This is a genomic window from Aminipila sp. (assembly GCF_032051575.1).
GTDB lineage: Bacteria > Bacillota > Clostridia > Peptostreptococcales > Anaerovoracaceae > Aminipila.
Genome location: NZ_DAMBYD010000003.1, coordinates 343,156 through 364,139 on the forward strand (window position 1 = coordinate 343,156; position 20,984 = coordinate 364,139).

The window sequence follows — 20,984 nt, forward strand, 5'->3', positions numbered from 1 at the left end:
TACAATAACCAGTTTCTTATTATTTTACAGCAAGTGTTGCCCAAAATGTCGGGACTCCATGTTCTTGAAGCGGACCGCTATTGTTATAATCCTCATATAAATCTTTTATGGAAAAACCGGATTGTATCTGTCCTCGCATTTGTTCATCCAATGTGTGGGAAAACTGAATGCCATCATCTGTTTTATCTAATACTTCTATTAATTCCTGATTTTTTAATGGATTGAATGGAAGGGAATAAGTCAGCTTGGATTCAATATCATCAAATAAAAAGTTAACCCCGTTATCAAGACCTGCCATAAGGATACCGCCTTTTTTCAAAACACGGTAACATTCTTGCCATACAGGTATTACATCTTCGATATAACAGTTAGAAACAGGATGGAAGATAAAATCAAAAGAGTTATTATTAAAGGGCAACTGTTTTGTCATATCTGCCCTTAATGTATTGATTGTATATCCCTCGCGTCTTGCAACGACCATTTCGCTATCAATTTGCTTTTGCGAGTAATCCAAAACAGTGCATTCTGCTCCAAGTGCCGAAAATACAGGCATTTGTTGGCCGCCACCTGCAGCAAGCCCTAATATTTTACAATTATGAAAATCAGGAAACCATTCCTTGGGAACTGGTCTTGTAGGTGTTAACTTTTACCCACCGTAACGTGCGCCCTCTAGGCGCACGTTCTAAGAACATTATGCTCACTTACCAAACCAAACGGACACTCCATTCTCAGTATTTGATATTTGATATTTTAAGCCATGCAAATCCAATACCTGTTTCACGATTGCCAATCCCAGTCCGGAACCCTGTATGTTGTCATTTACAGCTTCTTCACTATTTTCCTCCTTGCCATCATTTTGAAACCGTTCCGTATCATCCCTTCCCCGAGACTCATCAACCTTATAGTAAGCCTCCCAAATATGCCCCAGCTTCTCATCTGGAATGCATTCTCCAGTGTTGATTATCTCGATACTGTTTTCATTGATGTATAAATTGATTTCGCCTGTTCCCTCACAATGACGCACACTATTTGAAAGGATATTGTGAAACACCTTTGTCATCTGTGCTTTATCGCAATCTAAGGAAAAAACACCTCGTTCTTCTACCTGGACTGTAATAGCCTTTTTCTCTAAAATCCCCTCATATTTTTTCACTTCTGATTTTGCCAGACTGTTTAGCTCAATTTTCTCTAAATGCAGTATTTGTGCACCAGCCTCCAGCTTTGAAAGTGTAAGCATTTCCACGATCATGTCATCCATCCTTTGTGCCTCTTCATAAATCACATCTAAATACTCTGTCTTTTTATCGTTAATATTCTCCTTAAGCCCTTCCGTATACGCACTTATTAGGGCGATTGGAGTCTTTAAGTCATGGGCAATCCCATCTGTCATTTGTCGCCGGCTCTTTTCAAGCCTTTCCTGCTTCATGTAAATATTCCAAAGCTTATTCGAAAGCAGTAATCCTATGGCTATAATCAAAAGGAATGCCATAATATATATTGGAAGCAGGTCTTTGATTACCACGGGCCATGGATAAAACACAGTTTGCATGGCTACATAATACGCCTCGGATCTGCCTCTTCCTTCTTGCTCGTCCTCTGATGAAAGAAGGCCAGTAAAATACAAAATATCGGTTGCCTTGATCTGCCACCCCCCCTCAGCATTACTGTATTCTCCACCTGAAATCAAATCTGAAGAAGACAGATAATTTGTGAGAAAATTTGGAGATGTCACCTCATTGCATAGGGCTCTCTTTTCTAGGGTTTCTGCTGTAATGCCACGGTTATTGACCCAGCCTTCACTATTTACTATTACAGGCCCATTGGCATAGCCACTAGAAAAAAAATGTTCCTGAAAGCCCTCTATGTTATCCGGTTGAAAATTATAATCCCTTACCGTTTCCCAGGGAGCAGTCCAGTCCCATATAGGCGTAAGATTTTTCCTGGCAGTAAACCTTTCACTCTTTTTCAGTATTGTAATATTTTTCGGTTTTATTTCATTTCCCCTTACATAAACCACCCCCTGTATCTCATATACTTCTCGAATGTCTCCAACTTTTGCATCCTCATCGTTCAGCTCCCCATCCTGAAACTGAAATATTTCCTCAATCTGAGAGGGCTCAAGGTAATCATCCAAGCAAAAGCCTACCTCGTCCGTCTGCCAAATTCCAGGCTCTGTTGTAATATGACCTACATTAAAACCCAAATCATTACCACTTTTGGCTATTAGTTCATGATTTTTGCTAAAAAGAGCTGTCTTTCCATATAAAACCGGCTCTCCCTCTGAAATATAGCTTAACGTGCTTGTAATTCTTCTCATATTGACCGCATTGGGATTCGTTTCGTACTCCGGCAAAATCGGCTGTAGTTCTACAACTATTCTTTCAAGTTTGCTGGATTGAGCCGCTAAAGTCTTTGCTATTACCATCTGCCCATAAAAATATGTAAACATGAGCATTGTAATGATATAAAAGGAAATTAAACTAATCATCGTTCTTGTATAAATACTTCTTTTATTGGATTTTATTTCTTTTTGTCCTTTCATTCTCTTTGCCTCACTCCTCTACCTCAAACCGATACCCCATTTTTATCACCGTCTTAATATAACCCGCACACTCCCCCATCGCTTTCCTCAGTTTTTTCACATGGGTATCTACAACCCGGTCCTCTCCTGTAAAATCGTAACCCCAAAGCTGATATAGCAGTTGGTTTCTTGTAACAATACAGTTTTTATTTCTTATAAAATACAGCAACAGTTGATACTCTAAATTTGCTAACTGAATGTCTTTTCCACAAACCTCCACTCGTCTGCTTTTTGGATAAATGACTATTTTTCCTGCTTGCAGCTTTTCACTGAGTCCGTCCCCATCGGCCCTTTTTATCAGCGCTATACACTTTGCGTAAAGCACGGCAAGAGAAAACGGCTTTGTCACATAATCATCCGCTCCTAGTTCATAACCATAAAGCTTATCATCCTCATCGCTCTTTGCTGTAAGAAACACAATAGGCACTTCCGACTCTCTTCTTATTTCTCTGCAAACAGAGAAGCCATCAAGTTTAGGCATCATAATGTCCAGTAAAATCAGATCAAATTTTTGATCGCTGAGAAGCTCCAATGCCTTTTCCCCATTACTTGCACATACCAAACTGCTGCCTTTCGCAATAAAATAGTCGCGTACAATACCCTGCATTTTCTTCTGATCTTCCACCATTAATATTCTGTAAGCCATCCTAAGAACCTCCTTCGTATTTATCTTATTATAGCAATATGTCTTCTCTATGTCCTATCAAACTATTTTTATATTTTTAGGTCATAAAAAAAAGAGAACAGGCAAACCCTATTCTCTGTTTTTTTGTATCATTTGCCCAATTTAGATGCAAGTTTGGTTATGCTCATAATCAGATGGATAAATGCAACCCCGTTATGAAGTTGCCATGCACATTTCAATGCTTTCAAATTATGTGTGAGGGATATTGCTTCCTGTCTAAAGCCAAATCTGATACTGTGACATGCGGATTGTGATATTTTTTTCTTTCCCGCGTATATTTGGGGAAATTGATTGCCTGTTTTGGACAGAAAGAGACACAGGCCATGCACTGGCTGCATTGATGGAGAAAAGTTGGTTTGCCATTTTCAAAACTGATATTATGGCAGGGGCAGACCTTGGCGCACAAGCCGCAGGAAATGCAATCATCCCAGACAGAAAAGTATTTGTCATTTGACGGGCAATGATCAATAAACTTCTGCATCTTCCGGGGTGCAAGCCATCGTGTCATCGCGTTGGCGTGAGGATAATTTCGCCGCTTCTTTTCAACAATCTCCTGTGCAATAGAAGCAAGCTGTACTTCTGTTTTGGGAACGCGCTTTTCAGGATCAGGAAACGGTGGATACATAGCCACATAATTGGCAACACTGTACACTTTCTCTCCATAGGAAAGTGTGCAATGCTTTTCTTGCAGTAGTTCCGCCAGCTTATCCTGACAGCCTCCGTTGATCATCCCTGGTGTGGAGACCGCGAAAATGTACGCCTTCGGGTTAAGCTCTACCCGCTCTACAAAATGGATTGCATACTCTGGCATCGTCCAGTGATACACCGGGAAAACAAAACCGATCCTTTCAGCGTCCTCTGACGGAACATCCTTTGGGTCACATCGCATGGAGATGATTTCTGTCTCACCTAGGCGCTCGGCAATGACTTGTGCGGCGCGAAGGCTGTTTCCTGTCCCTGTAAAATAGTAGATCATATTTTTCATAATGTTACCTCACAATTTCAAAACAATTCCAGATGTCACACTTGTAACAGTTTGATATTTTTATTATAATGAGCCTATAATAATAATTCAAGATTTCAGAGGCAAGTGCCACATCTGGTCATTTTTGCGACATTTGAAGGAGTCAACATGAAAGATACACAAAATCCAATTGCTTTACGTTCCAGGGAATGGTTGACAAATGCTCTTTTGGAGCTGATGAAAAACAAACCGTTTCGGGAAATCAGTATTTCAGAGATTGCTGAAAAAGCAGATTTGTCCCGTAGAACTTTTTATCGTTCTTTTTCTTCGAAAGTGATTTGCTTTCATCTGGAGACAATTTGGCGTACAGGAGCACTACAGCTTTCCGCTGACAAAGATCACAGCTATTTTCATACGATTCGTTGGTATCTGGAGCTTTGGTATGAGCATAAGGAACTGGCCCTTTTGCTTTACCGCAACGATTTGATGTCGCTGTTATTGCAAGAGTACAACCATCTTTTTCATGAAGTATACCTAATGCGGAAAAGCAATTATCCTTTGGCTAGGCAATCAGAAGCAATGAAATATGCTCTTTCCTACAGTGTAGGTGGACTTTTGAATATCCTTTGGCAATGGGCAAGCGAAGGGATGCAGAAATCACCTGAAGAAGTTGCTAATCTACTGATGGTTGCCATTCAGCTGCCTGATCGGGAGTAACTCCTAAATTACAAATTCAAGTGTGTCAAATAAAATTTTTATGTGGAGACGGAAAGGAAACTGTCATGATATATAAAATATAATAACCAACAAAGAATCAAAGAATCTTTTGGATGGATGAGTCCTATTGAATATCGGCTCACTCTCCAAGCAGCATAAAGAATAGCGTAGCAGATAAAAACTACTACGCTAAAAGTCTAACTAATAGGGGTCACCTCATTTCGACGTGTCTTTTATAAATACAAATTTACGCTGTTTCGTCGAAATAAGCCACCTCTTGAAAAGTGCTTATATTGTGTTTGCATTATTCAATTGCATTAAATATTTTCGAGATAACTTCACTATTCTCATCATCTTCTACAATTAATGCCAAATTTCCATTTACTTCTACAGGGAATGATCCAAATCCCTCCATGTAAAGACTTTTATTTTCCGCAGCATCTTTTATTGTGTCACTGTCTTTGTCAAACCTATATAGCTCAGCCTTATCGCTTTCGAACTTATATTTATATCCTTCTATTGCTCCAAGCATTTCAGCCGCCATCGTAACCTTCTCATATTCCAGTCCCTCATCTTCTAAGCCCTTTTCAAACTGCTCAAACGCAGTTAGCTTTTGTTCACTTGATGTCGTTATCTCTGCATCAGCATCTTGCTTGCCGCATCCCTTCACTCCAATAATTAATATCAAAGCCACTAATACAGTTGTTGGTAGCACCAAAAGTGTCAGTACTTGGCTACAAATAAGCTACAATCTCTTTATTTTACCAAACTACCTCCTCCACGCTCGTGCCCTTTCAGGTTCGATTCCCTCTTTCATTCCAAAAATATAAAGCCACCCTCTCGGATGTCTTTTTATTTTTGTGTCATTTGCTCAATTTAGATGCATGTTCTGATTATGCTAATAATCTGACTATGAAAATATACAGAACATGATTATTGCAACTACAATCGTTAATAAACCCGTACCTATTGCTAACAGAAGTTGCTGATATGGTCGTTTCCCATACTCACGGCTTTTTTCAATTTGGTTTAAATTTTTATTGTTATCAAATGCAAGAATTTCTTTGTAAGTCTGAATATCAAACCTCTTTTTCTGTTTTTCAACCCGAAATGCATAATACATTGTAACAACGGCAATGAGAACCCAAATTCCCAGACCCACATATCCGCCGATTATTGCAAGAGGAACTAATAATAAAATCTCGCTTAACAGAAGCACGGTGAAAATGGTGCCGTCACGCTTAAAACCTGCAATATCTTCTGTCTTAATTTTTTCTTTCATTTCTTCAAGATCTCCTTTTATTAGTGTGTCAAGAGAGACATCGAAAAGAGAACTTAATAGTACTAAGCTTTTCAAATCAGGATAATTTTTATCATTTTCCCAATTCGAAATCGTTTGACGGGATACAAATATCTTTTCAGCTAATTTATCTTGTGAAAGCTCCCTTTCGGCTCTATATTTCTTTATTTGTTTTCCAATTTCCATAAGATGCCCTCCTGTATCTTTAGTCTATAATATCAAACAAATTTTCGCCATCAAAGGTATTTGATAATGCCACTAATTTGCATGTCAAAAGCGTTTTACACTCCTTAAATACCCGTATGTCGGTATTCTTATAATTATAAATAATTTGAACTGAGTATACCATAAAAAGTAAAATAATAAAAGGACTCAAACCGTGATGGTTCGAGTCCTCTTATTATCATTATAAATTGTGTCATTTGTTTAGTTTAGATGCAGGCTGCTACGAGAAAATCTTATTTCTGTTCCAGTAGCCCATTTTCTTGCTGGTGCCCGCCTTTTTTACACAACGACATCTTATTTCCAACCGTTATTAACAATATCACAGCTAAAACGATAAACGGAAGGCCGCCGAAAATGCCGAGCCAAGGATAGCCCCAATATGTGGTTCCGTAATTGTGACCCATCACGATAATGGGCAAGTGCCAGATGCCCCATATTGCCCCTGTAATGATTAACGCGGCCCTGTCAGATAAAAACATGCGCAGTTTGGGGAGCAGATACCCTCTCCAGCCAAGCTCTTCACCCATGGTCGGAATGATATTTACAATCGGTCCTAATACAACAAAAATTAGAACCTGAACAATCAGCAGATTGGATGCGGCAATCCCCTGGTTGCTGCTTGAAGCTAACATCTCTTTTAAAGCTATAAGCTCTGGGTCAAACGAGCCGGGGAAAATCAGGAAATAAAGTGCACCGCTCAAAAGCAGCAAGACTGTCGGGCCAAAGTACACAAGCAGATAGTCTTTCGCATGCCCCTTGAAGTGAGGGCGCAGATACATATTCCCAAATCCTTCTTTTGTGATAAGCCGTATTAATACGCTACTCAGAGCTGGGGCAAACATCGCTGACGCAATGATTGCCACTGATACACCGGTTCCGTACGGCAGCCCGCAGATTGGTACCAATAAAAACACAATCCAGGCGATGACGATTGTAAGCGTGACAAACATAATAAGCCGTTTCTTTGCTGCCAATTTTTCCTGTTCCATCATAACAATCCCTTCTTATCGATATTATTTGAAGTTATTTTGAAATTATTTTGAAGTTTTTCAGTGATATTCTGAAAGCTCTGTTCATCTGAGAGAACGGAGAAAATCGGATTATTCACGATTACATCAGACATGCTTTTCCTGATCGTTTTTTCATCCCGGGGAAGATCCGTTCCCAGATCGAGCTTATCCAGCCAGCCTTCTAGATGGTCAAAAAAAGCGTCGCCATGCAAGTGCAGGGGATAAATATCACTTGTTACGATCTCAGTGTACTTTTGCAACATCTCAAGCGCCTTATCATGATTTTTCTGCGCAATATATCCCTGCGCGGCGGAAATATACAAATTGACCAAAACGCCGGGATGCAGATGCCTCATGTCAAACGATTCCGCTACGACAAGTGAGCGCCGCAGCACCTCGTCAAACTTGGAGGGAACATCCGCGCATAGCATAAGGTAAGCTGGGAAGAAATTGAACAGGACGACTATATTCTGAAAAATTCCAACCTGCAAAACAGATTTTGCCTCATCGGCGCGCCCCGTCATTTGATAGGCGGAAGCCAAAAGTGATTCGGGGGGAAGTGCAGGCGCGACTGTTCCGTTCAGTAGTTCCAGCACGGCATTGGGATCATTGGAAATAAGGTTGCATAAAGCCTCCATATACAAAGCCATTCTGGTAATCGATACATCGTCGCATTCCACTCTGACCCGGATAAAGAGAGCCTTGGCTTCCTCGATCATAGGCGCAGATTTTTTTGGGTCCTTCAGCAATTCTATATGATTGATAATTAGTGTCCCCATTTGCAGCAGCAATGGAAAGCAGGAATAGTATTTTTTTATTATCTTTCGGCAGTTTCCCATGACCTCGTCAAACGGTTTTGACGTAAAATCCGCCGACAGGTTTCGGTACAGTTTACGAATGTCCTCTTTTGTCATCTGCGGCTTATAATCCATCAATTGGTCAATGCTGATGTTAAAGTACGCAGCCAGTTGCGGAAGAAAGGTAATATCGGGATAGCTTTGCTCTGTTTCCCATTTGGAAACGGATGCCTTAGATACTCCAATGTAATTTGCAAGCTCATCTTGGGTAATGCCCATTTCCTTGCGCTTATTTACAAGAACTTTCGCCATATTTATTTCTTTCATATTAATCACCTCTGATTACATATTAGTGAATAGCTCGAAGAAAATCAATGGATTTGTGGTAGATAAAAGTTGAATAAATCAACCTATGCGATACTTCTGACTGATATTATCTCGCATTAGCTGGGGTAAATAGTACAGCAGATAAACTCAACTTACATTATATAAAAAAGCAACATGAAGGTTTGACATAGCGGGAGGAGGAGCAAGGATGGCCCTGGCATAATACTGCAAAGAATTATAGAATCAATTAAGTTCCATTTACCATTTCGAACACCCACTCTTCTCTGAATAAACGTAAATTGGATTAATTACTAATTTTATTGCCAAAATATGGCCTATTGCAAACTTCCTAATAAAGTAAATCTATAATTGCTATATGGTTGAGTATAATTTAAAAATCTAATTTTGAAATAATAAAAGCCTTGAAACCTGCATTACAGCTAAGTTTCAAGGCGATGGAGCTGGTGAAGGGAATCGAACCCCCAACCGTGGATTGTTGGTAAGGGTATCAGAAATTTTTATAATAATTTATAAACCGTAATTTAACTTCTCCGTGAGCTACAAATAAGAACAATCAATTTGCTTCTCTATCATTCATCACATTAACAATGCTACTTTCATACCTTGCTACCGTTCCACTAATAAGTTCTACCCCTAAATGCCCACTGAAGCTTTCGTCTGGTACATTCCATATATATTCCGCCGAAGTATTTTCTGCGCCAAAACCTTTCTCACCAGTGCTATCATTGTCATATGCCGACATTACACCAATCAACTCTCTTTGACTAAAAGTCTCTGTTCCTGTCGGGGTAAGATAAAAGAAGATGTAATCGACCTCTCCTTCGAACTGTACATGAATCCTAGTAGTGGCCTGTAGATTAATCCAACCATTATCATCTACAATTTCAACATTATTATCGTCCTTCAACACAACATCAATAACATTTGGGACTTTTTCCACTGTTCCTTCTTTATTTGTGCATCCAGACATAGTAATAATCATTACCATCTAACCATGGAGTATAATCATAATAATAATGCAGCATATGTAAATAATCGTACCCATTATCTGCGAATTTTTCTGTTCCCCATTGTGACACAGTGCCACCGTCCCATCCTCCAACTTCATAATAACCTTCTGTGCCGCTTAGATATCTCGGAAAGAAAAGAAAACTTGCGCTTTGAATACCTGTTGAACCTAAAAACGTAGCTAAAATGGCTGGTGTTAACAAATTTCTTCGTATTTACTACGCTAGAGTAATGGAAGCTTACAACTAATTTTTCATTTAGAATTCATCGTTCAGAACGATTCCTTCTTCATCATTCTTCACTTTAAAAAACACTGCATATAAAGTTGGTAGCACCAAAAGTGTCAGTACTGTGGCTACAAATAAGCCGCCAGCAATGGCCACCGCCATCGGTCCCCAAAATACGCTGCTCGCCAAAGGAATCATGCCAAGAATAGCTGCCGTTGCAGTTAGAAGAATAGGTCTGAATCTCATAACTGTAGCATTTATAATGGCATTTATTTTTGTTTCCCCCGATGCAATTTGCTGTTCAATCTGGTCAATAAGAATAACAGAATTACGCATAATAATTCCTGCCAAAGCTAAAATTCCTAAGTATACTACAAAGCCTGTCGGACGATCCGTTAAGAACAGTGCCAAGCTGGCCCCAATAATCCCAAGCGGAGCCGTTGATAAGGCTAATGCCATATTTCGAAGATCCTGTAATTGAATCATCAAAAGAACCATGATAATGAGCAGCATAATCGGTATAGTCGGTACCAACAATTTTATGGATTTATTGGTCATTTCCAACGATCCACCAATATCTACGCTGTAACCTGCCGGTAAGCCTTTCCGATATGTTTCAAGGTCATCAAAGGTCTGCTGAGTAGCATTGTTTCCGGTAATATCTGTTGCAACATTAGCCTGAATGGTAATCGTCGGTTTAATATTTCGCTTCCATATCAGTCCTTCTTCTGCGCCATAGGAAATTTCTGCAATTTGGTCCAAAGGAATGTAAGTTCCATAGCTGGTAATAACATTCAAGTTTTTAACTGAATCAAGATTTTTTGAATCCTTTAAATCTTGTCGTAATACAATGCTAATGGTTTTGTCCCCTTCACGAAATTCGGTGACTGGATATCCAGATAATTCTGTAAAAAGTGTCATAGAAAGACTTTGGCTATCCACCCCCAAAGCTCTAGCTTTGTCCTGGTCAATTTTCAAATTGATAACCTTACTTTTTTCATTCCAGTTCATATTCACATCGCAAAGATTTGGATCTTTTTCCATCTTACTAGCTATCTTTTGTGCAATTTGACGAACTTGATCCACATCAGTTCCACTAACCCTCAGATTTACCGGATAAAGATCTCCAGGCCCTGTTTGCAAAATTCTCCTGTTCATACGAATATCCGGAAATTCACTAGCCCCAAAGCTTTTGATTTCTTCACTTAATTCAGTTCTTGCCTGTTTATCTTTAGTCACAATAATAAACTGAGCATTACTTGTATTTGGTAATAACGGACTGATGGTCAAAACAAAACGAGGTGAACTCTGTCCAACATAGTAACTATAATCTACAATGTTTTCATTTCCATCTAATTCTTTAGCAAATTTTTTTGCCATGTTATCCGTTGCTTCAAAGTTACTTCCTTCAGGGAGTGCTAAATCCACAATAAGTTCAGGTCTTGCAGACCCTGGAAAAAATTCTTGCTTTAATGTTGAAAATAGCAGGCAGGATGCAGTGAAGCATATTATCGTTGTAATAACAACAATTTTTCGGTGGTTTAAGCACCAACCCAGCAATTGTTTAAACTTATTATAAATTTTTTTATCATATTGGTTGTGCTCACTTCCATGATGTTCCGGTTTTACTTTAATGAGCCATTCACCTAACATAGGGGTAATGGTTCCAGCCACTAACCAAGATAAAATTAGTGCCATGGACACCACGATAAAAATACACCCTACAAATTCTGCCGCAAGACCCTTTGAGAAAAATACTGGGGTAAAAGCTGCACAAGTAATTAGCGCCCCTGTAAGTCTGGGATAAGCGGTTGCAGTATAAGCAAAGGATGCCGCCGCATCTCGCTCCCATCCCTGCTCTAGCTTGACAATCATCGTCTCCGTTGTAATAATCGCATCATCCACTAAGAGCCCTAGTGCAATAATTAATGCGCCTAAAGAAATTTGCTGTAATGCAATTCCACTAAGCTTCATACAGGCAAAAACGCCACAGATTACTAAAGGAATACTAAATGCAACAATAATGCCGGGACGCCGCCCAAGACTGACAAAGCAAACCACAAGTACAATGATAACGGCTAACGCCAATGTTTCTTTAAATTCGTTAATTGAGTCTTTAACAACTTCCGGCTGATTTGCAACTTGATGAAGTTCTAATCCTGCTGGTGCTTCTTTCTCAAATTTTTCTTTAGCAATTTCTAAGTTATGGCCTAAGGTCAATACATTCCCGCCTTTATCCATGGAAACTGCAATTCCGATGGCCTCCTGCCCATTAAAATACATCTTTGTCTCTGGATCTTCGTACCCTCTTTTAACAGTGGCAATGTCCCCTAGACGAAACGTATTACCATTTGCTCGAATTGGCAAATTTTTGATCTGTTCCACATTATCAAATATACCAGTAACACGCAGGTACAAATCATCCGAAGAAACTGATATTTTTCCTGTAGGTGTCATACTGTTTTGAGCTTGAAGAGTATTTGCAATAATATTGGGATCCAGTTTTAGCTGTGAAAGCTTACTGCTTTCCACTTCAACATAGATTTTTTCATCCTGGACTCCAATGAGCTCTACTTTTTTAACATCTGGCACATTCTGAAGTAATTCTTGTCGAAATTCCTCTGCTTTGACTCTCATTTGTTCATAGGAATAGCCGTCTCCGGTTATAGCATAAACATTTCCAAAAACATCGTCAAACCGGTCATTAAAATACGGTCCTATTACGCCTTTTGGTAAAGTATCTTTTATATCATTCACCATGTTGCGTACTTCAAACCAAGTAGCTCGGATTTTTGCATCCTCAACTGTATCTTCTAGATATACATAAATAACAGATTGTCCAGGTTTAGAACAACTCTCCAAATAGTCTAAGCCTGGAGTGTCCTGCAACTTCTTTTCTATTTTATCCGTCACCTGTTCTCCAACTTGTTTTGCGGTGGCACCAGGCCAGCCAACCGAAACAATCATTTGCCTTATGGTAAAATCAGGATACTCCATCCTTCCGAGACTCTGATAGGAGAATATTCCTGCTATTGCTATGACACCAACAATAAAATACATAAACTGCTTATGCTTTAATGCCCATTCCGTAAGATTAAACTTTTTCATTGAATGTCACCTGTAGTTTTTACCTTTAACCCTTTACTAAGCTTATGTACGCCTGCAGTAACAATGACATCCCCAGATGTAAGTCCTTTTGTTACCTGAATATTATCTCCATCAAAGTCTCCTACCTCAACATCTTTTAAATGTAGTACATTGTTTTTAACCATCCAAACCTGAGGAACAGAACCGGTCTGATAAATGGCGGAAGTTGGGATCTCCACATAACCTATTTGTTCTGCAGGGCTAGAAACCGAAATAGTTGCAGTCATTCCCAATTCTAATTCCTTAGAAACAGAATCCAAACTAATATGCGCCTTGTAGGTTCGGGTTACCGGATCCGCCATTGGCACGATTTCCCGAACAGTTCCTCCTAACGTAATATCAGGAAGAGCCCAGAATGTAGCCTGAATTTTTTCTGCTTCCCGAAGCTGTTTGACTCGGTTTTCGGGAATGCTGATCTCTATCTCTCTTTCGTCATTTTGTACAATAGTCAACATGGGCTGTCCAGGAGCAACAACTTGCCCTTCTTCTGCATAGATTGCTGTTATCACTCCTGAGCTCTCCGCATAAAGTCCTGTGTAATCGAGTTGGTTCATTGCTCCTTCATATTGGGCACTGGCCTGATTTAGCGCCGATTTTGCTAAATCATAGGACGTTTGCACGCTATCCAGCTGTGCCTTGCCAATTGCCTCCCTTCATAAAGTTTTTGGTAACGTTTCAAAGTATCTGTTGCAAAATCAAACTGAGATTGTGCTGCGGCCATTTGAGATTGCGCAGCTTTCACACTTTGTTCTACATCCTGAGGATCCACTTTCATCAGCAACTCCCCTTTCTTCACTTCACTTCCAGCCTCCACGTTTCTGCTTATGATTTTCCCTCCTGTCTGAAAGGACATTTGGCTTTGATACCGTCCAACCACTTCCCCGGAATAGGTGAATTCCTGTGTATCTCCTGCTAGTTTGACTGTTTGGGTGCATACAACAGGTATTTCTTTTGCAACTGTATCTGAGTGATGATGCTGTACCCATTGAATTCCCATCAACAAAGCAATCACAATAATAACAGTTGTAATAAGCTTTTTTTTCATCTGCATACTCTGCTCCTTTAAAATTATGTTTTGTAAAACTATCTCAATGCATTCAAGCATAATTTCTTGATTTTTTGAATGTGTTCTTCTTGAAAATGCTTTTGGAAATCCTTCTCTTTGATTTTCATCATAATATATCTGAAAGGAATGGTCATAAGCGTTAATTGAATTTCCTCTTCACTAACGTCCGACTTGATTTCTCCCGTTTCTTTACTTATTTTATGAATTGCCTCAAAAACTTCCTTTTTCAATCCTAAGTCACTTGGGCTTAATACTTTTTCAAAATCGGTTTCAATGAATAAAGTTGCCGCCATTTGTGCCTTAACAGCATCTTCTTTAGCAAGATCAAACAAAAATGAAATTAACCCATAAAAAAACTCATCAATGGTCTGACTGTTTTTTAAATACTTAATGATATTGCCTTTGACATCTGCAAGATTTTTATTGATTAAATCTTCCAACAATATTTCTTTGCTACTGTAATAGCGATATAGATATCCCACTGATACTCCTGCTTTTTTCGCAATTTCAGCGATAGATACCCCACGATATCCATACTCCACAATAATTTCCATTGCCGCTCTTCTAACACTTTCAATTTTTTGAGGATCTGTTACTCTAGACATTTTTCTTCTCCTTTTTTGAATGAACGTTTATTCATTTATATCTTTAAAAAGATAATACTACAAATTCCCAAAAGATGTCAAGTTTAATTATTAAAATTAGTAATTCTTTTCACTGACACCGAGTTATAATTAAAATGGGGTTATGGTCTTGGTCAGGACGACAGGATTCTTTCTTAATTTATACAATACGGTAATCTTTCACCATTATCTTTGGCATATTCTTTTAGTGCACTAACTTGAGGATCCGTTCCTAATACCAAAAAAACATCTCCTTTTTCTAGCCTAACATCTGCCCCTGGATTAAAAGTCAAGAAGTTATCCTGATTCTTTCTTACAGCTAAGATAATTAGACCGAAACACTCTGGTATTTTTAATTCACCAATGGTTTTGTTCACAATATCTGATTTCTCATTAACGATGATATCTTCAAGAGCAAATTCAATATCTCCTACATGAGTAATTACATCGAGAAAAGAAATGACTGATGGTTTGAGCATTAACGCTGCCATTCTCTTTCCACCGATCTCATTAGAGGAAATTGTATGATTTGCTCCAGCTTTTTTAAGTTTATCAGGGGAGCTCTTATCAATTGACCTGGAAATTATATAAATTTCGCTGTTTAATTGGCGAGCAGTCAAAACCGTAAATAAATTATCTACATCTTTAGAAAGCGCACTAATCAAACCTTTGGCTTGTCTAACCTTAGCTTTTTCTAAGACTTCTTCTTCTGTAGCATCTCCCTCAATAACTAGTAAACCTCTTTCTACATAATGATTGACTAGCGTTTCGTCTTTTTCAATAATTACAAAAGGTACTTTTTTATTCAAAAATTCGTCTACCACTACACGGCCAGACTCACCCCCGCCACACAAAATATAATGATTTTCAAGTTTACTAATTTTTGTTTGCATTTTTTTATTCCTCCATAAATTTCTCAAACCGCCTTCAATAAAAATTACAACACCTCTTGTAAATGCATACCCTACAGTTCCCACACCCCAAAAAATAATAAATATCGTAAACATTTCGGCTTTTGGTGTCATAACACCAACTTCTCTATATCCTACGGTGGACACAGTAATAGCCGTCATATATAAAGCATCTATTATTCTCACATTAAGTAAGTAATAATATCCTATAGTTCCCACAACCATTACGCTTAAAAACATGCTTACTGCTAAAATGATTTGTTTATTATACCGCATAAAAAGCTCCATTCACCTATAAATTCATTTTTATAACCCCTTGGGGGGCACAATAATACATATTATACCATGTTTCAAATTTACCTTCATTATGTTTATTTTACGTTTCTTTCCATTTTCAGTTTAATTTTCTCTTTCATTGTAAAAATAAAAAGGCACCCTCTCAGAGCTGACCCCCATAAGTTAGACCTAAAAATTTAACTTATGGGAGGTCAGTTTTTTTATGGGGCTGGTGAAGGGAATTACACACCTGCTTCCGCAGGTGCCGTTCTGCAGCTCCTTTTTCAGCCGCCTTGAACCACTCGCTATTCGGCAGTTTACCAAACTGCCTCTCTCGCCCTCGTCCCCTTTCGGGTTCGATTCCCTACATTACAATAAAAAATAGAGAACAGGGTCAAACCCTATTCTCTATTTTGGGGAGCTGGTGAAGGGAATCGAACCCCCAACCGCGGGTTGTTGGTAAGGGAACGCTTCTGTTATTTAACAACAATCAATTTGCTTTTCTATCATTCATCACATTAATAATACTACTTTCATACCTCGCTACCGTTCCACTAATAAGTTCTACTCCCAACTGTCCTCTAAAGCTTTCGTCTTGTACAGTCCATATATATTCCGCCGTAGTATTTTCCGCGCCAAAACCTTTTTCACCAGTGCTATCATTGTCATATGCCGACATTACACCGATCAACTCTCTTTGACTAAAAGTCTCTGTTCCTGTTGGAGTAAGATAAAAGAAGATGTAATCGACCTCTCCTTCGAACTGTACATGAATTCGAGTGGTGGGCTGTAGATTAATCCAACCGTTATCATCTACAATTTCAACATCATTATCGTCCTTCAACACAACATCAATAACATTTGGGACTTTTTCCACTGTTCCTTCTTTACTTGTGCATCCAGACATAGTAATAATCATTACCATAGTCAATAAACAAAATAGTTCTATTTTCTCTCGACTTTTCATATAATAAATCCTCCATAAATTACGCTTCTTAAAGATTCCCTCAACTAAGTAATTTATCTAGTCTATCACAAACTTATACTTAGGAGCAAATCAACTAAAAGGAGTCAACTTGCTCCTACCCTTATTTATATTTAATTAGCGCCTAATTCCCAGGCAAAATTAGTAAGTAAATGTATACATTATATTTACATCCATACGTGAAGTATAATCATTAATAATAATGCAGAAAGAAAGTACGATTGTTTTAATGTCATCGTACTTAAACTTGCTTTTATTCAATTCCTTGAAAGTTCAAATCCCTCTTTTTTAATAGCCGTGTGAATTTACTGAAATCCCTCGGACCAATAAAATTAAAGTTGACAAGTTTTCTAATTAGAAATTCGTCAGCTTTTCATGCGAGCTACGCTGTATTAAGATGTCATTTATTTTTTAACTAGGATTGGAACTATTATGTGTCAATGAGTATACTCATTTTGTGGTACTGGCAACTAAAACAACAACGAAACGTCCCCATAAATTACAAGTCTCAAAATACCTATAATAATAAGGTGTGCGGGATAATATGCGTAAAAAAACCATTTCATCCAATTCGCCTTACCTTTTTCACCATTATATAATTTCAAAACTGGATAAACAAGTAAAACGCCAATTAGCACCATTGCATAAACTTTGCTTACAAAGAAAAATGCAACAACACCATACAAGGAAACCAACGGCAACATCTTTTTCATTTGTCCTTTAAGATCACCACGTTTTTTATACATTCCTATAATTGCTAAAACAGCAATGCATGACCAATCTGCAGGAAATGCACTCCATATTAGAATAAAAGTAATGATTCGCTTTAGCCAAATTCTTGTTTGTAACGTCTTATTATCATCTAGCCATAAAACTAATACAGCAATAAACAATGGATACATAACGCTTGTTTGGTTGAATATCCCTGTATTAAAGGGAATTAGTGGAATTCCAAAGGAAAAACAATATGCAAAATGGGAAATTACTGCAAAAATTCCCAATCTCATTATGTACTTTTTGCTGTCCTTTGTGTAGTGATATCCTTCACAAACAAAAAACCACATAATAGGAGCAGTTAATCTTCCAATCAGATGCATCACAATCGACATTGGAGTTGCTGTAAAACCTGGTAAAATCAAATCTGCCACATGGTCAATAGTCATAGCAATAATTGCAATTAGCTTCAAATGATTACTATTAAATTTTTTCTGCATTTATTTTACTCCTCTATTCTCCTTAATATAAATACTCTTCATCCACTCTATTCTACCATACAAAACAAAAAAGTCATGTATGAGTTCAAATCCTCATACATGACTTTACGTTGGTCGGGAGCATAGGATTCGAACCTGCGGTCTATTACTCCCGAAGCAATGGCGCTGCCAAGCTGCACCACGTCCCAGAGTTTAGTTTGGAGCTTCTTGGCAATGGTCGTTTTTTCCGATGCAGTGCAAGATTACCTTAGGCTTTCTGATTGTTATACTGAAACTAAGCAGAAACTGTTTGTGGGGATCAACCGTTTTTTAAATGCCTAGGAATATCGAGTAGATGACCAATAAACCCATGCCTGCAAATCTCTGCATCATTTCTCTTGACATCACTACGCCATCGTAGTAAGATAGGTTCACTACATAAGTGTAGTAAAATTGTCGTAGACGCACGGCAATAAACGGAGGTGTACACCATGACCAATTTTCAAAAACTATCGGAAACGGAGATGGAAGTGATGCAAATTATCTGGGCTTCCGGCCATCCCATGACTTCCAGCGAACTACTTGACATTTTTGCGCGGGACAAAGGTAAGGAATGGAAGGGGCAGACAATGGCAACCTTTCTGGCAAGGCTGGTTGAGAAAGGCGTCCTGATTTCCACAAAGCAACAAGGCCGCACGAATATCTATGAACCTTGCATATCGCCGGAGGAATACCGAAGCCAGGAAGCAAAGAGCCTGCTGAAAACGCTGTATGAGGGTTCGGTCAAAAACTTCCTGGCAACATTATATGACGGCAAAGAACTGACAAAGGATGAAATAGCTGAATTGAGGTGCTGGTTCGCGGAAAAAGCAGGTGCGAAAAATGAATAATCTGTTTTCAAATTTCCTTGCCATGTCCATTGCGGGAAGTCTGGTTGTCGGGTTGATGCTGTTGCTTCGGCCTGTAACTGCAAAAATCTTTTCTGCCAAGTGGCAATACGGAATTGGGAAAATGGCAATTGCTTTTTTTCTCTTGCCTGTTTCCCTTATTGTTCAAAAGGTTTCTTTTGTTTTGCCACAGACAATAACGCCAAGGCATCCTTCTAAAACGCCGCCTATGGCTATCCCTGAAGCCTTACGGCCAAACGGTTTTATGGATACAGTAGATACCTTGATGGAGGAGCATCTTCCTGCTGCTATGGAAAAACACCTGTCTTTAGAAGTAATGGGTGCCGTTTTGCTCATTTGGTTTGTGGGCGCCATGGTATTTGCTGGATGGCATTTCTATTGCTGCCGCAGATTTGGCAAGCAGCTTCTGGAAAACAGTATTCCCATACCGGAGGATACGACCGCCGCCCTGCTTTCCTCACGAAAAGCGGCTTTGGGCGTCCACGGTTTTGTAAAACTCATGCTGAATCACAAAATCACAACTCCTATGCTTGTGGGACTGCGCCGCCCCATGATACTGCTGCCGGCATCCAGCATATCGGAAATGGACTTAAAGCTGATCCTGACCCATGAACTCATGCACCTGAAACGGAAGGATTTATGGGTGAAAGTGCTTGCGCTGATTGCGGGAACGCTGCATTGGTTTAACCCCTTCGTCCATCTTCTCTGCAAAGATGTAAGCATATGGGGCGAGTTGTCCTGCGACGAGGCGTTGGCATCCAAAATGTCACATGAGGAAAGAAAACATTATGGGGAGGCAATTTTGAACACGCTGGACAACCATTCTGGCATGAACACGGCTTTTTATTCTCCCTTATGCCAAAGCAAAAAGCACATTGAAAGGAGATTGATAAGAATGTTGAATGTTAAGAAAACGAAAAAGTATATTGCGGTTTTAGCTGTTGCAGCAATCCTGGCAATCGGCGGTACAGGATTGGCATTGGCTTCCAGTTCGACAGGGAACGACATTGGCAATGCTATCAATGTCAATGCTGATAAACAGAACGATAGCAATATCGACGCGAAATATCTGTGGCCTGTAACGGGGTATAATCGCATTACCGCTGCATATGGTAACCACATGCATCCCATAAAGAAGCAAATGATGTTTTGTAACGGGATTGAGACTCCGGCACCTGAAGGCACACCTGTACTTGCCGCCGATAAGGGAACAGTCGCCGAGATAGGAGATAATGAAACGGATGGTAATTATGTCATTTTGAATCACGGCGGCGGTATTCAGACTTTTTACTCGAAATTGTTTGGATCTGCAGAAGGACTTGCAGAGAGAGATACCGTACAGCAAGGCGATGTTATCGGCTATGTTGGCTCGACCGGCGAAGCAACAGGCCCTTTTCTACACTTTAGCCTGATTATTGACGGTGAATACGTTGACCCGGCGAGCGTTTTTGCATCGGAGGATTTGAAGTATTCACGCAACAATGATTGAGGCGACAAGGATTTGGAGGATTGATTTTTCCGCAGTGTCACGGATGGTGTATTTACCTAATAACCATTCTAATTCTGACGACTATGTGTGGGTTCCGTGAAAATGGGAGCCCACATTTTTTATGGACTACCTAATCAACTCATACGAATCAGTACGAGCAAAACTGGATACAGCAGTATCTATCTTTCTAACAATATGATTTTGCGGAACCAGAGAATTCAACGTTACCATTTGGAATTGGTCACGACCAAGTAAATCTTTCTTACCCATCATAAGGCAGGCACCTCCATGTATTGATATATATTTTTTTACCATAAATGCAAGAAAATATATGTCTCTGCGTAAAAAAAGACTGTAGGCAAAGGAGAATTTCCTTGTCTACAGTCTGAAACAGCTATTAATATAAAAATATTAATAGCTGTTTGCTTTGGAGCTGGTGAAGGGAATTACACACCTGCTTCCGCAGGTGCCGTTCTGCAGCTCCTTTTTCAGTCGCTTTGAACCACTCGCTATTCGGCAGTTTA

22 protein-coding genes are annotated in these 20,984 nt (G+C 39.2%); 4 read left to right on the plus strand and 18 right to left on the minus strand.

Features of this window, described 5'->3' with window-relative positions; genetic code table 11:
* Positions 1-19: 19 nt before the first annotated feature.
* From RTW14_RS05705 to RTW14_RS05720, 4 genes are all read right to left on the minus strand, one after another.
* Positions 20-586: a class I SAM-dependent methyltransferase gene (locus RTW14_RS05705; protein WP_312648778.1), complete on the minus strand. Its 567-nt coding sequence runs from the start codon at positions 584-586 to the stop codon at positions 20-22.
* Positions 587-697: 111 nt separating this feature from the next.
* Positions 698-2,542, minus strand: a complete 1,845-nt coding sequence (locus RTW14_RS05710) for a sensor histidine kinase (RefSeq protein WP_312648732.1) — start codon at positions 2,540-2,542, stop codon at positions 698-700.
* Between the two features lie 10 nt (positions 2,543-2,552).
* On the minus strand, positions 2,553-3,227 hold the full coding sequence (locus tag RTW14_RS05715) for a response regulator transcription factor (RefSeq protein ID WP_312648733.1): 675 nt from the start codon (positions 3,225-3,227) through the stop codon (positions 2,553-2,555).
* 223 nt (positions 3,228-3,450) lie between these two features.
* Positions 3,451-4,251, minus strand: coding sequence for an EFR1 family ferrodoxin (locus RTW14_RS05720; RefSeq protein ID WP_312648734.1), 801 nt, complete (start codon positions 4,249-4,251; stop codon positions 3,451-3,453).
* 147 nt (positions 4,252-4,398) lie between these two features.
* On the opposite strand from RTW14_RS05720, the gene RTW14_RS05725 reads away from it, so the two are divergent.
* Both RTW14_RS05725 and RTW14_RS18805 read left to right on the plus strand, forming a co-directional pair.
* Positions 4,399-4,947, plus strand: a complete 549-nt coding sequence (locus tag RTW14_RS05725) for a TetR/AcrR family transcriptional regulator (RefSeq protein WP_312648735.1) — start codon at positions 4,399-4,401, stop codon at positions 4,945-4,947.
* A gap of 72 nt (positions 4,948-5,019) precedes the next feature.
* Positions 5,020-5,106, plus strand: a complete 87-nt coding sequence (locus RTW14_RS18805) for a hypothetical protein (RefSeq protein ID WP_442871562.1) — start codon at positions 5,020-5,022, stop codon at positions 5,104-5,106.
* Positions 5,107-5,251: 145 nt separating this feature from the next.
* Here RTW14_RS18805 and RTW14_RS05730 read toward each other — a convergent pair whose 3' ends face one another.
* From RTW14_RS05730 to RTW14_RS05790, 13 genes are all read right to left on the minus strand, one after another.
* Positions 5,252-5,635, minus strand: coding sequence for a hypothetical protein (locus tag RTW14_RS05730; RefSeq protein WP_312648736.1), 384 nt, complete (start codon positions 5,633-5,635; stop codon positions 5,252-5,254).
* 222 nt (positions 5,636-5,857) lie between these two features.
* On the minus strand, positions 5,858-6,433 hold the full coding sequence (locus tag RTW14_RS05735; protein ID WP_312648737.1) for a helix-turn-helix domain-containing protein: 576 nt from the start codon (positions 6,431-6,433) through the stop codon (positions 5,858-5,860).
* Positions 6,434-6,705: 272 nt separating this feature from the next.
* Entirely contained in the window at positions 6,706-7,464 is a 759-nt protein-coding gene (locus RTW14_RS05740; protein WP_312648738.1) for a CPBP family intramembrane glutamic endopeptidase, read from the minus strand.
* Positions 7,461-8,606 (minus strand): helix-turn-helix domain-containing protein, encoded by a 1,146-nt coding sequence (locus tag RTW14_RS05745; protein ID WP_312648739.1) that lies wholly within the window; start codon positions 8,604-8,606, stop codon positions 7,461-7,463. The genes RTW14_RS05740 and RTW14_RS05745 overlap by 4 nt, the downstream gene beginning before the upstream one ends.
* A gap of 574 nt (positions 8,607-9,180) precedes the next feature.
* On the minus strand, positions 9,181-9,609 hold the full coding sequence (locus tag RTW14_RS05750; protein ID WP_312648740.1) for a hypothetical protein: 429 nt from the start codon (positions 9,607-9,609) through the stop codon (positions 9,181-9,183).
* Complete coding sequence (locus RTW14_RS05755; RefSeq protein WP_312648741.1) at positions 9,578-9,838, minus strand: hypothetical protein; 261 nt, start codon at positions 9,836-9,838, stop codon at positions 9,578-9,580. The genes RTW14_RS05750 and RTW14_RS05755 overlap by 32 nt, the downstream gene beginning before the upstream one ends.
* 54 nt (positions 9,839-9,892) lie before the next feature.
* Entirely contained in the window at positions 9,893-12,970 is a 3,078-nt protein-coding gene (locus RTW14_RS05760) for an efflux RND transporter permease subunit (protein WP_312648742.1), read from the minus strand.
* Positions 12,967-13,629, minus strand: coding sequence for an efflux RND transporter periplasmic adaptor subunit (locus RTW14_RS05765; protein ID WP_312648743.1), 663 nt, complete (start codon positions 13,627-13,629; stop codon positions 12,967-12,969). Before RTW14_RS05765 ends, RTW14_RS05760 begins: the two co-directional genes overlap by 4 nt.
* Positions 13,608-14,060: a biotin/lipoyl-binding protein gene (locus RTW14_RS05770; protein WP_312648744.1), complete on the minus strand. Its 453-nt coding sequence runs from the start codon at positions 14,058-14,060 to the stop codon at positions 13,608-13,610. The genes RTW14_RS05765 and RTW14_RS05770 overlap by 22 nt, the downstream gene beginning before the upstream one ends.
* A gap of 32 nt (positions 14,061-14,092) precedes the next feature.
* The gene (locus RTW14_RS05775; protein WP_312648745.1) at positions 14,093-14,680 is read right to left on the minus strand and encodes a TetR/AcrR family transcriptional regulator; all 588 of its coding nucleotides are present in this window, start codon (positions 14,678-14,680) and stop codon (positions 14,093-14,095) included.
* Between the two features lie 173 nt (positions 14,681-14,853).
* Positions 14,854-15,885 (minus strand): potassium channel family protein, encoded by a 1,032-nt coding sequence (locus RTW14_RS05780; RefSeq protein ID WP_312648746.1) that lies wholly within the window; start codon positions 15,883-15,885, stop codon positions 14,854-14,856.
* Positions 15,886-16,375: 490 nt separating this feature from the next.
* Positions 16,376-16,852, minus strand: a complete 477-nt coding sequence (locus tag RTW14_RS05785; RefSeq protein WP_312648747.1) for a hypothetical protein — start codon at positions 16,850-16,852, stop codon at positions 16,376-16,378.
* A 488-nt stretch (positions 16,853-17,340) separates the two neighbouring features.
* Positions 17,341-18,084, minus strand: a complete 744-nt coding sequence (locus RTW14_RS05790; RefSeq protein ID WP_312648748.1) for a TraX family protein — start codon at positions 18,082-18,084, stop codon at positions 17,341-17,343.
* A 470-nt stretch (positions 18,085-18,554) separates the two neighbouring features.
* Here RTW14_RS05790 and RTW14_RS05795 point away from each other — a divergent pair, with 470 nt between their 5' ends.
* Together RTW14_RS05795 and RTW14_RS05800 are read left to right on the plus strand one after the other, a co-directional pair.
* The gene (locus RTW14_RS05795) at positions 18,555-18,953 is read left to right on the plus strand and encodes a BlaI/MecI/CopY family transcriptional regulator (RefSeq protein WP_312648749.1); all 399 of its coding nucleotides are present in this window, start codon (positions 18,555-18,557) and stop codon (positions 18,951-18,953) included.
* Positions 18,946-20,460 (plus strand): M56 family metallopeptidase, encoded by a 1,515-nt coding sequence (locus tag RTW14_RS05800; RefSeq protein ID WP_312648750.1) that lies wholly within the window; start codon positions 18,946-18,948, stop codon positions 20,458-20,460. Before RTW14_RS05795 ends, RTW14_RS05800 begins: the two co-directional genes overlap by 8 nt.
* A 126-nt stretch (positions 20,461-20,586) precedes the next feature.
* Here the strand turns inward: RTW14_RS05800 and RTW14_RS05805 are convergent, their stop codons facing one another.
* Positions 20,587-20,733, minus strand: a complete 147-nt coding sequence (locus tag RTW14_RS05805; protein ID WP_312648751.1) for a hypothetical protein — start codon at positions 20,731-20,733, stop codon at positions 20,587-20,589.
* Positions 20,734-20,984: the final 251 nt, after the last annotated feature.